At 43.7% G+C, this 12413-nt stretch carries 10 protein-coding genes; 9 read left to right on the forward strand and 1 reads right to left on the reverse strand.

The genetic code is table 11. The annotated features are described in order from the left end of the window. The first annotated feature begins 38 nt into the window (after nucleotides 1-38). The 7 genes from LIZ66_RS16235 (at nucleotide 39) to LIZ66_RS16265 (ending at nucleotide 9557) form a co-directional block, all read left to right on the forward strand. A complete protein-coding gene (locus tag LIZ66_RS16235) occupies nucleotides 39-1166 on the forward strand; it encodes a substrate-binding domain-containing protein (protein WP_148461696.1) in 1128 nt (375 codons plus the stop codon). 98 nt (nucleotides 1167-1264) lie between these two features. Continuing rightward, a complete protein-coding gene (locus tag LIZ66_RS16240) occupies nucleotides 1265-2803 on the forward strand; it encodes a sugar ABC transporter ATP-binding protein (RefSeq protein ID WP_227201035.1) in 1539 nt (512 codons plus the stop codon). Between the two features lie 17 nt (nucleotides 2804-2820). Further along, nucleotides 2821-3978 carry an ABC transporter permease subunit gene (locus LIZ66_RS16245; RefSeq protein WP_148461694.1) on the forward strand — a complete coding sequence of 386 codons (1158 nt, stop codon included), beginning with the start codon at nucleotides 2821-2823 and terminating at the stop codon, nucleotides 3976-3978. A gap of 342 nt (nucleotides 3979-4320) precedes the next feature. After that, on the forward strand, nucleotides 4321-5331 hold the full coding sequence (locus tag LIZ66_RS16250) for a sugar ABC transporter substrate-binding protein (protein ID WP_173771708.1): 1011 nt from the start codon (nucleotides 4321-4323) through the stop codon (nucleotides 5329-5331). Further along, complete coding sequence (locus tag LIZ66_RS16255) at nucleotides 5332-6834, forward strand: sensor histidine kinase (protein ID WP_226855506.1); 1503 nt, start codon at nucleotides 5332-5334, stop codon at nucleotides 6832-6834. It begins immediately after the preceding gene. A 69-nt stretch (nucleotides 6835-6903) separates the two neighbouring features. After that, nucleotides 6904-8499 carry a response regulator gene (locus LIZ66_RS16260; protein WP_173719578.1) on the forward strand — a complete coding sequence of 532 codons (1596 nt, stop codon included), beginning with the start codon at nucleotides 6904-6906 and terminating at the stop codon, nucleotides 8497-8499. Continuing rightward, complete coding sequence (locus LIZ66_RS16265) at nucleotides 8496-9557, forward strand: sugar ABC transporter substrate-binding protein (RefSeq protein ID WP_227201036.1); 1062 nt, start codon at nucleotides 8496-8498, stop codon at nucleotides 9555-9557. The genes LIZ66_RS16260 and LIZ66_RS16265 overlap by 4 nt, the downstream gene beginning before the upstream one ends. 106 nt (nucleotides 9558-9663) lie before the next feature. Here the strand turns inward: LIZ66_RS16265 and LIZ66_RS16270 are convergent, their stop codons facing one another. Continuing rightward, the gene (locus tag LIZ66_RS16270) at nucleotides 9664-10833 is read right to left on the reverse strand and encodes a cation diffusion facilitator family transporter (protein ID WP_173719576.1); all 1170 of its coding nucleotides are present in this window, start codon (nucleotides 10831-10833) and stop codon (nucleotides 9664-9666) included. A 644-nt stretch (nucleotides 10834-11477) separates the two neighbouring features. Between LIZ66_RS16270 and rplM the strand changes: the two genes are divergently transcribed. Together rplM and rpsI are read left to right on the forward strand one after the other, a co-directional pair. Further along, entirely contained in the window at nucleotides 11478-11906 is a 429-nt protein-coding gene (gene rplM / locus LIZ66_RS16275) for a 50S ribosomal protein L13 (protein WP_117853326.1), read from the forward strand. Between the two features lie 17 nt (nucleotides 11907-11923). Further along, nucleotides 11924-12316 carry a 30S ribosomal protein S9 gene (gene rpsI / locus LIZ66_RS16280; RefSeq protein ID WP_227201037.1) on the forward strand — a complete coding sequence of 131 codons (393 nt, stop codon included), beginning with the start codon at nucleotides 11924-11926 and terminating at the stop codon, nucleotides 12314-12316. Nucleotides 12317-12413 lie beyond the last annotated feature (97 nt).

The following is a 12413-nucleotide window of genomic DNA, read 5'->3' on the forward strand; positions in this document are numbered from 1 at the left end:
AGAACATAGCAAATAAAAATGATACGGGAGGTTTTTTCATGAAGAGAAAAGTAGCAATGGCAATGGTAGCAGCAATGGCAGTTGGTTCACTTGCAGTTCCGGTAATGGCAGAAGACGGAGCAGCTGGCGGAAAGATCGGTATTTCAATGCCTACACAGTCTCTGGAGCGTTGGAATCGTGATGGTTCCTATCTGCAGAAACAGTTCGAAGATGCTGGATACGAAGTAGAGCTTACATACTCTGACAACGAGACAGACCGTCAGGTAAACGATATTCAGAACCTGATTTCCGACGGAGTTAACCTGTTAGTTGTAGCAGCTATCGATGGCGAGGCTCTTAATACAGTTATGGATGAAGCAGCAGATGCAGGAATCCCAGTTATTTCCTATGACCGTCTGATCAAGTCCGACGCTGTTTCCTATTATATTTCTTTTGATAACTACACAGTAGGTACCCTTCAGGGACAGTACGTAGTAGATTCTCTGGATCTGGACAATGCTGGAGACAAGACATACAATATCGAGTTTACAGCTGGTGATCCTGCTGATAACAATGCCGGATACTTCTTCAACGGTGCATTTGATGTATTAAAACCATACATTGATGCAGGAACCTTAAATGTAGTTTCCGGACAGACTGATTTTGATTCTGTTGCAACACCTGCATGGGATACCCAGACAGCACTTGAAAGAATGCAGAATATTCTGGCATCCTACTATGCAGACGGAACACAGCTTGACGTAGCTCTTTGCTCCAACGACTCCACAGCACTTGGTGTAACACAGGCAATCGAGTCTGACTATGCTGGTGATAACACAGTTCTGATCACAGGACAGGATGGTGACGAAGCAAACCTTGCAAACATCGTTGATGGAAAACAGTCCATGACCGTTTACAAAGCAGTTGCTAATGAAGCAGTCGTAACACTTGATCTTGCAAAAGCAATGCTGGCTGGTGATACAGTTGATGAGTCCCTGATTGAAAAATCTGGTTGGGATTTCGAGTGTGCATATGATACAGAGTCCTATGAGACATCTGAAGGCAACAAATGCCCATCCTTCCTTCTGGTTCCTACAGTTGTAACAAAAGACAACCTTCAGGAAGCACTGGTTGACCCAGGATATTACACAATGGATGATGACGGATATCTTCATCCGGCAAACTAATGAAGACTGAACGAAAACGTCATACAAATCAAAAATAAAGGTTTAAATGTGGGCGGGGTGAAAAGCCCCGCCTGCTTTATGGGAAAGGGGGCGCCATTTTGGCTGACAATATTTTAGTAATGGAACACATTACGAAGGAATTCCCCGGTGTCAAAGCTTTGGATAACGTTAACCTTGAAGTTCAGCGTGGCGAGATTCATGCGCTGATCGGTGAGAACGGTGCGGGAAAGTCCACATTGATGAACGTATTAAGTGGTCAGTATCCATACGGCAGCTATACTGGAACGGTTACCTACGAGGGTGAAGAGTGTAAGTTTAAAAAGCTTAATGACAGCGAGGCAAAAGGTATCGTTATTATTCACCAGGAGCTTGCATTGATCCCACTGCTTTCCATCGGTGAAAACATGTTTCTTGGAAACGAGATCAAAAATAAAAGAGGAGCCATCGACTGGGATAAAACATACAGCGAGGCTGAGAAACATATGGCTCAGGTAGGTCTTCATGAATCTGCCCAGACCCTGATCAAAGATATCGGAACTGGCAAACAGCAGCTGGTAGAAATTGCGAAAGCTTTTTCAAAAGATGTTAAACTGCTCATCCTGGATGAGCCGACTTCATCCCTGAATGATGAAGATGCAAAGATGCTTCTGGACCTGCTTATGGAATTAAAAAAACAGGGACTGACATCTATTATTATCACACACAAACTGAATGAGATCATTTACTGTGCAGACCGTTGTACCATTCTTCGAGACGGAAGCACAATCGAGACACTTACAAAAGGCGTGGATGACTTAAGCGAGGACAGGATCATCAAAGGAATGGTTGGACGTCCTATGGAAGATCGTTATCCGAAACGTGAGCACAATGTAAGTAAAGAAGTGATGCTGGAGGTAAAGAACTGGACGGTTCATCATCCTCTGTATCCGGAAAAAATAGTAGACGACAATATTTCCTTTAAAGTACATAAAGGTGAGGTTGTTGGTTTCTCAGGACTGCAGGGTGCAGGCCGTACAGAGCTGGCAATGTCCATCTTCGGTAAGAGCTATGGAAGTGCAATTTCCGGAGAATTGTATATAAAGGGTGAAAAAGTAGATTTGAAAGATCCTCGTGCAGCCATCCAGCATGGTCTTGCATATGTAACTGAGGACCGTAAGACAAACGGACTGATCCTTGATGAGTCCATTCGTTTCAATACAACTCTTGCCCGTCTGAACAAAGTCTGTGATAATGGAATTATCAACACGGACCTTGAGGTACAGCTGGCGGAGCAGATGACAAAAGAAATGGGAACGAAAACACCTTCCAATGAGCAGCGTATTGGTAACCTGTCTGGTGGTAACCAGCAGAAAGCCCTTCTTGGAAAGTGGATGTTCACAGAACCAGATATTTTGATTCTGGATGAGCCTACCCGTGGTATCGACGTAGGTGCAAAATATGATATTTACTGTCTGATCAATCAGATGGTGGAACAGGGAAAATCTGTAATCATGATTTCCTCAGAAATGCCTGAAATCCTTGGTATGTGCGACCGGATTTATATCATGAATGAAGGTAAAATGGCCGGAGAACTGGATGCGAAAGAAGCTACCCAGGAAGGCATCATGGCACATATCATGCAGAATCAGAAGAAATAATGAAGGGGGAAAACAAAATGAATGCAAAAATAAAAGACTTTTTAAGAAAATATACGATGGTTATTGCACTTGTAATCGTATTTATCCTGTTCTGTGCTCTGACTGATGGACGACTTCTTTTCGCACAGAACATGTCAAACCTTATGCTCCAGAACGGATACGTACTGGTTCTTGCATGTGGTATGTTACTCTGTATCTTAACTGGTGGTAACATCGATCTTTCTGTTGGATCTGTTATCTGCTTCGTTGGTGGTGTTGCAGCTGTCCTGATCGGCAGCAAGGGCTTCAATCCATTTATCACCATTCTCCTTTGCCTGGTAATCGGCCTTCTGGTTGGTGTATGGCAGGGCTACTGGATTGGTTATAAGAGAATTCCTCCATTTATCACAACACTTGCCGGCATGTTCATTTTCCGTGGATTTGGACGTCTGGTACTGGATAATAAGACAGTATCTATCCAGAACAAATCTTTCCTGAATGTATTTACATCCTACATTAACATTCCTGGACTTGATGATGGAAAGAAATATTCTGCACTGATCGTTGGTGTTCTGATCGCATGCTACATTATTTTCTCCACTATGCGTTCCAGAGCAAACAAAGCGAAAAAAGGTTATCGTCAGAATACCGCAGCTTCTGATTACAGCAGAGCAGCCGTGATTGCAGTTGTTATTCTGTGGTATTGCTACAAATTGTATCAGTACAAAGGTATCTCCGTAATGCTTGTATGGGTAGTTGCAATCTGCATGATCTACAACTTCATCACATCCAAGACAGCGTTTGGACGTTACTTCTACGCAATCGGCGGTAACGAGAAAGCAACACAGCTTTCCGGTATCGATACAAATAAGGTTTATTTCATTGCATATACAAACATGGGCTTACTTGCTGGCCTTGCAGGTCTTCTCTGCGCAGCACGTGTAGGTTCTGTAAATGGTAGTACAGGTACATCCTTCGAGATGGATGCAATCGGTTCCTGTTTCATCGGTGGTGCTTCTGCATACGGTGGAAGTGGTACTGTAGGTGGTGTTGTAATCGGTGCTCTTCTCCTTGGTGTTATCAACATGGGTATGTCAATCATGGGTATCGGTGATTCCTGGCAGTATGTTGTAAAAGGTGCCGTACTTCTGATCGCAGTTGTATTTGATGTTATCTCTAATAGAAAATCCAACTAAATAATTGCCAAAAAACTGCTGAGAGTGCAGTAAGTAATCAGAAACTACTGTTCACTGGTGACGTTCCGCGAGGCGTTTTTTGTGAACAAAGTTCACAGAAAACCCGAGAATTGCGGCGCGAAATCATGCGAATGCATGATTTCTGTGCATCGCGAAGCGTGTTACTGGTCACGGAGTGAACAGTAATAATCAGAAAGGAGCTGTTGCAGAAATGCAATGGCTTCTTTTGCATATAGCATGCAAATATGGTAAACTGTAGATGTTTGAAAGCATATTTATTTTATAATAAAATGGCGGTTTGCCTACAGGCAAAAGCGCGGGCAATAAAGGAACTTATTAATTATGAAAAAATCCACATTGACTGTTTTTTTTATTATAGTAGGCTGTATGTTATTTCTCTCTGGAATCTGGATTTATTTCCAGAAAAAACTGGATCAGGTGGATCTTGGTGAAGGCGAGGGTGCATCCAGTTACGCAAAACATTATCTGATGATAGCAGGAGCGGAAAATACCCTGATGTGGGATTCCATCTATGAAAGCGCCAGCCAGGCGGCAAAGGATGCAGATGCTTATCTGGAATTGATCGAGCCCGGGCACGATTCCAATTATAGTCAGGCGGATTATCTGCGTATTGGAATTGCCTCCCAGGTGGACGGGATCATTCTGGAAGCTGATGGAAGCGATGAAGAGCAGGAACTGATCCAGGAGGCCTCAGATGCGGATATTCCGGTAGTTACGGTGCTGACAGATGATTCCTCCAGTGCCAGAATCAGCTTTGTTGGACTGAATAGTTATCAGCTGGGAAATGCTTACACGGAACAGATTCTTGGACTTTTAAAGGAACATGAGAATACGCAGGTCCTTCTTTTGTCAAATTCCCAGTCCAAGACCCAGGAGACCAATCTGATCTATTACCAGATTAAAAAAGAACTGGAGGAAAAAAAGAAGGATTATCAGACCGTAACGATTTCAGAATACAACATTGACAGCAGCTCTGGCTTTGATACAGAGGAATTTGTCCGGGATATTTTTGTAAGCGAGGAGAACCTGCCAGATGTGCTGGTGTGCATGGACGAGGTTGTGACAGAGTGCGTTTACCAGGCTCTGGTTGACTATAACCAGGTTGGAAATGTGGATGTAGTTGGTTTTTATTATTCCGATGTAATTCTGGATGGTATCAGCAAAGGGATTATTTCTTCAGCTATCGCTCTGGATATGGATGAAATCGGAAGATACAGCGTGAATGCCCTGGAAGAGTTTTCCTCCCTGGGACATACCAGCAATTATTACAGTGTGGGTCAGCATGTGATCACCAGAAGCAATGTTGGTGCTTACAGAACGGAGGGGAATTAAATGAGAGAGAGAAAAGGAAGCCTTTCCGTCCAGAATTCCATACAGACAAGATTAAGCTTTGTTATGGCCCTTGTCATGGTGTTTGTAGTATGCATCAATTTTTTTATCTTTGAACAGATCCATACCGGTGTAGACCGGATTGATGCTGTTTTTTCCAGCAATGCAGCAATTAATGATCTCTCGGACACCTTAAACAATCTGGAAGGAACGGTTTATGAATATCTGAATATAAAGGGAACCAAGGCTCTGGAAAATTACTATCGCTATGAGCAGGATTACCGGGAGCTTCTGGATAAGCTGAATGACCGGAATGTGGACAATGAAGTAAAAATGCTGGAAAAAAATATACGCAGAATGTCAGAAAGCTATCTGAATCAGACCAGCGAGACTGTTCAAGCCAAGCGAGGCAGAAATATTGAGAAGTACAAGGCTTCTTATGAAAAAGAACTGCAGCTTTATGAATATATCAATTCTTATATTTACAAGCTGAATAATCTGCGTTTCCGGATGAATTCCTCCAATTACCAGCTCCTGCTTTCTTCTATGGATGTACTGTATCGGCTGGCGTTGGTGGTTATTTTCATTGTGGCGGCAGTAGGTGTGGCCATTATCATTCTGTTTGTGCAATCCATGATCCGGCCGCTGACCCAGCTTTCCAGTACTGCGCATGAGGTTGCCATGGGAAATCTGAATGTGCCAATTCTGCCTGTTGTCTGCGAGGATGAGGTTGGCGTGGTAACCCGGAGCTTTAATCAGATGCTGGACAGCATACGCATTCATATTAAACAACAGCGTGAGAGTATAGAGAAGCAGGCACAGATGAAGGAGAGGGAGCTTCTTATGGAGACCCATCTGAAAGAAGCACAGCTGAAATATCTTCAGGCTCAGATCAATCCTCATTTCCTGTTTAACTGTCTGAATGCCGGGGCCCAGCTTGCCATGCTGGAGGATGCAGAGCGTACTGGCGTTTTTCTGGAAAAGATGGCAGACTTTTTCCGATATAATGTGCGGAAAATGGAGGATGATGCTCTTCTCTGGGAAGAGGTGGATGCAGTTGACAATTATATTTATATTTTAAATGTCCGATTTGCCGGAGATATCAATTATGAAAAAGATGTGGATGAGGGAATCGGGAATTTCAGGATTCCAAGCATGATTTTGCAGCCTCTGGTGGAAAATGCCGTGCAGCATGGAATTCACGACTGTATGGAAACTGGGAAAATCAGAATGTCCATTCACAAGGATGGGGATGACCTGGAAATCATAGTCAGTGATAATGGCGCCGGAATGACACAGGAGATGATTCAATCCGTTATGGCAGGGAAAGCACGAAATAATGGAGAGGACCGTTATTCTACAGGCATAGCAGTAGGAAATGTAATTGACAGATTGGAATTGTATTATAAACAAAAAGATCTTCTTACCATAGAAAGTGAGGGCCTTGGACTTGGAACCAGTGTGCATATCACCTTACCGGTGGAGGTTGAAGGTACCAGTGAATGAGTAAAAAGTGATAGCATGGAGTATGCTGCAATGAGCAGTGACAGAGGCTGAATAAAGGGGAGCAAAAAAATGTACCGTATTCTGATAGCAGATGATGAAGGACTTATGCTGGAGGCTTTTAAAGGAGTGATTCTGGCTGAATTCGGAGATAAATGCAGTGTGGAAACTGCGAAAACAGGAAGGGCGGTAATCGAGAAGGCGGAGACCTTTCACCCGGATATTGTGTTTATGGATATTCACATGCCTGGAATTAATGGAATCCAGGCTATGCGGGAAATCCGGAAGTTCAACAATTCCGCCTTGTTTTATGTAGTTTCTGCATATGACAAATTTGATTACGCCAAAGAAGCCATCAATCTTGGTGTGGAACAGTATCTTACGAAACCGATTTCGAAAAGTAAGATTATTTCTGTGGTGGAAGAAGCGACAGCAAAGGTGGATAAGGTTCGTGATCAGAGAAGTAATCTGTTGAAAATTCAGGAAAAGCTGGAGACAGTTATCCCGGTTGTGGAATCTGGTTATGTGAATTCTCTTCTTTTCCAGAAGGAGATGGCAGCAGCAGGTTATTACCAGCAGCTTCTGGATATTGAATATGGCCAGGGTTATGTTATGGTGGTGCAGTTTGGACAAAGCTATGAAAATGGAAGACTGGTAAGCCCGGTTGGAATGAATGTGAAGGCGCAAAGCTTTTATCCGGAATTCCGGGATGTGGTGAAGTCTGCTTTTCCCTGTGTGGTTGGAAATATTATGTCCAACCGTATTCCTGTGGTAGTGCCTTGTGAAATTTTCCAGAATCCTTACGAAGACCGTATCGATCTGGTGGAAAAGGCAAGAGAACTGGTGACAAGGCTGGAAGGCAGGCTGGATGCAAAATTCCGTGTGGGAATTGGAAGAGTATGGGAAATGGAAGAGCTTGAGAGATCTTACCGCGAAGCACTCCGGGCATTAAACGGAAGCCTGAGCAGGGTAATACATATAGAGGATCTCTCCCAGAATGGTGTCTATGACGAGGCTTTTCCCGGCAATGATGAGAAGAGGATGTTCCGCTGTCTTGAGGAGGGAAATGAGGAGGGGATGCTCCAGGAGGTGAACTTTTTCTGTGACTGGATGGTAGAGCATTATTCACAGGATATGAATAATATCCGCCTGAAAATACTGGAGTTTATTATCTGGGGAGAGAAGATTGCCTTTGACAGCGGCGCAATCAATTATGGATTTAGTTACCGCAGGGACTATTTGGATACTGCAATGTCGCTTTCTACCTATGAGGATCTTCGTAAATGGTTCCAGGAAAAGATGGTAAATGTATGCCGGGCAATCCGGGATCAGAAGGAAGATCAGTCCAATTCCGCGGTAAAGAAGGCCATGCTTTATATTCAGGAAAATTACAGCAGGGATATTTCTCTGGATGATGTGTCCAGTCAGGTGAATATCAGTCCTTATTATTTCAGCAAGATTTTTAAGGAGGAGACTGGAGAGAATTTTATTGAGTATCTGACCAGAGTCCGGATCGATAAAGCCAAAGAGCTTCTGGTGGATGCAAATGTAAGCGTAAAGGAAGCGGGAATCCAGAGCGGCTATTCGGATCCCAATTATTTCAGCAGGATTTTTAAGAAGCAGATGGATATGACTCCAAGTGAGTATAAAGCGAGGTATGGAAAATGAGAAAGTGTCGTTGGCTGCTCTTGTCGTTGGCTTTGCTCCTGGCAGCTGCATTGGTAGCAGGTTGCGGAGGTAAGCCTCAGGAGCCGCAGAAGGAAGAAGCAAAAGAGGAAGATAAGCTGCAGATCGGGCTTAGCTTTGACTCTTTTGTAATTGAGAGATGGCTGCGGGACCGGGATATGTTTGTTTCTACTGCCCAGAGCCTTGGGGCAGAAGTGAATGTGCAGGTAGCCGGAGGCGTTGTGGAAGAGCAGATTTCCCAGATAGAGTATTTCATTAAGAAAAAGATGGATGTGATCGTGGTGATCCCTATTGATGGAAATGCTTTGTATGATGTGCTGAAGGAAGCCCGGGAAATGGGGATTTATATAATTTGCTATGACCGCATTGTGGAAAATGTTAATGCAGATCTGTATATTACCATTGATAATGAAAAGGTTGGAACCCTTATGGGAGAGGCGCTGATCCAGGCTTGTCCAGAGGGAGGAAATATTTTTGCCATCAATGGATCTCCTACAGACAGAAATGTGGATGAAGTTGTGAGGGGGTTCAATAAAGCCATTGAAGGCAGTAATCTGAATGTGGTTTATACGGGATATTGCGATAACTGGATGGCAGAGCTGGCCGGAAATCATGTGACTCAGGGGTTGGAAGTTACAAAAGATATTGTAGGAGTGATGTGCGGAAATGATGATCTGGCAAGTCAGGCAGTGAAGGTGTTGTCGGAGAACCGGCTGGCAGGGAAGGTTGCTGTGGTGGCCCAGGATGCGGATCTGGCAGCTTGTCAGAGGATTGTGGAAGGTACACAGGAAATGACCGTCTATAAGCCTATTGAACAGGAAGCGAATACGGCGGCCGAATTCGCAGTGGCGCTTGGCAAAGGAGAGGATATTACTTCCGGAGAAGGGGAATACAAGGCGGTAGAAACCTTCAATGATGGGACATATGACATTCCTTATTATAAAATCGATCCAATTGCGGTGACGGCGGAAAATATGGATAAGGTGATCATTGACGGGGGATTTCATACGAGAGAGGATGTTTATTTGAATATTCGATAAGGAAAGGTGCTTCAAAGCGGACGCAGTGCGGACGAAATAACAAAAAGACTGATTTTTCATGCAGCTGCATGAAGAACCAGTCTTTTTGTATGGGGAAAAGAATTTTTTATGAATATACTCTGTCGATTTGAATCACGGCACAATAGTTGCCATCATCCATATTGCGGATGCGTTCTTTGAGGAGATTTGTGATCTCCACGTTGGTGAGTTTGCATTCGAAAGGAACCGCTATGTCGAAGATCAGGTTTGTGTGGGTAGGACCTTCTACTATGCGAAAATCGTGAATGGAAAGACGACGGTCCAGATTGCGGGTGATTTCTTCAATCTGGCTGCGTATTTCATTGACCTCCTTGTTGTCTGTGACAATGGGATCAATGTGGATGGTGGCAGAACAATTCAGTTTGTCCTGAAGCTCATGCTCAATGTTGTCAATCTCATCGTGGATAATCAGCAGATCTCCGTGGGCGGGAACCTCAGCGTGGAGGGAAAGAATTAGTCTGCCTGGACCGTAGTCATGGACAATCAGGTCATGCATGCCGTGGACAAGGGGATGGGCAAGAACGATCTCTTCGATTTCCTCTACTAAATTTTTCTCCGGGGCTTGTCCGAGAAGGGGATCAATGGTATCCTTCATTGTAGTGGTTCCGGTATAGAAGATAAAAATGCCCACCAGGACACCGAACCATCCGTCCAGCACCAATCCGGTAAGCTGACTGATGATAGTTGCCAGAAGAACCAGACTGGTGGAAACTGTGTCACTTAAACTGTCTCCAGCTGTAGCCTGCATGGCAGTACTGTCGATTTTGTGACCGATAGTGCGGTTATAGTAGTACATATATATTTTTACCAGAATAGATGCAATAAGGACAGCAATAATAACTGGGCTGCATTCAATGGGCTCCGGGGTGCGGATCTTGTCAATGGAGGAGCGGATCAGCTCGAAGCCCATGATCAGAATCGCAACTGAGACAAGAAGTCCGGAGATATATTCCATGCGTCCATGTCCAAAGGGATGCTCTGTATCCGGTTTTTGTCCGGAGAGCTTGAAGCCCACCAGAGTGATCACAGAGGAGCCTGCATCCGATAAGTTGTTGAAGGCATCCGCCGTGATGGCAATAGAGCCGCTTAGGATTCCGGCAAGCCATTTTCCTATAAAAAGAAAAATGTTCAAGGCAATTCCCACAGCTCCGCAGAGCATGCCATAAGACTGGCGAACCTGGGGGGAGCTGTAGTCTTTGTAATCTTTGATGAAAAAACGGGATAAAAATGTTATCATGAAAACTTCACCTCAAATAAAAGTAACTGTTCAGTTCTCTTACAGTTACGCGCTTTGTGATGCACAGAAAGGCGAACCCTCCTGCGGCACTTCCACAGCTGTCTCCTGGGGCTTTCATAGTGAAAATGCCTCGCGGAATAGTATTTGCTGAATAGTTATCTGAAAAAATAAAATAGTTACTGTGTATCCTGTGAATACATTCTTTTTAATGTAGCACATTGCGGAGAAAAATACCAGAGAAAATTTATAAAAAACGCTTGACAGAGAAAATTTATAAAATGCCTGATTAAAGTGTGTATAAATTGTTGTTCCAAAAGACACCTGTTGTGGATGGGCGTGTATAAGGTGGAGACAGCAAGCAGGCTTTGTGGAAAAGCTGATCAGCAATCCAGGAAGAATGTGGAAAACTTTTTGAAAAAAAGATGGAAATATGGGGAAAAAGTGGTTGACAGAAACGGAGGCTTATAATATAATAACTCAATGTGACGTAGTGCGAGATACTTTAGCCAATAGCCCCGGCGACGGTATTTATCAGCGGTTTCGGACATTTCCGCAGTAATTGCACCATCGTTTCCATATTACTAACATATGCGAGAATTCGCATTTATACAAACAATCGTTGATAAATAACAGGAGGTAAAACCATGCAGACTTATATGGCTAATCCAGATAAAATCGAGAGAAAATGGTATGTAGTTGACGCTGAAGGCTGCACCCTTGGCCGTCTGGCTTCTGGCGTAGCAAGCGTTTTAAGAGGAAAGAACAAACCTCAGTTTACACCACACGTTGACACAGGTGATTATGTAATCGTTGTTAACGCTGACAAGATCAAAGTTACAGGAAAGAAAATGGATCAGAAGATCTACTACAATCACTCTGATTATGTAGGTGGAATGAAAGAGACTACATTAAAAGAGATGATGGCTAAGAAACCTGAGAAAGTTGTTGAGCTGGCAGTTAAAGGTATGCTTCCAAAAGGACCATTAGGAAGAGAAATGTACACAAAACTTTTCGTTTATGCCGGACCTGAACACAAACATGCGGCTCAGAAACCGGAAGTTTTAACATTTTAATTAGGAGGTAGAAAACATTGGCTAGCGCAAAATTCTACGGAACAGGAAGAAGAAAAAAATCAGTAGCAAGAGTTTACCTTACCCCAGGTACTGGTAAAATCACTATCAATAAAAGAGACATTGATGAGTATTTTGGATTAGACACACTTAAAGCTATCGTTCGTCAGCCACTGGCTGCTACCGAAACAGAAGGAAAATTTGACGTACTTGTAAACGTACATGGTGGCGGATACACAGGACAGGCTGGTGCTATCAGACATGGTATCTCCAGAGCACTCCTTGAGGCAGACAAAGAGTACAGACCAGTTCTTAAAGCAGCTGGATTCCTTACTCGTGATCCTCGTATGAAAGAGCGTAAGAAATACGGTCTCAAAGCAGCTCGTCGCGCTCCACAGTTCAGCAAGCGATAATCGACTGCTCAGACTATATCAAAATGGTTCAAAAACCCCGGAAAATCAAGGCTTAATAGTGACAAGTAACTATTTTGTCGCAGAGAACGGTGTGACC

This window comes from Blautia faecis, assembly GCF_020554845.1.
Lineage (GTDB): Bacteria > Bacillota > Clostridia > Lachnospirales > Lachnospiraceae > Blautia_A > Blautia_A faecis.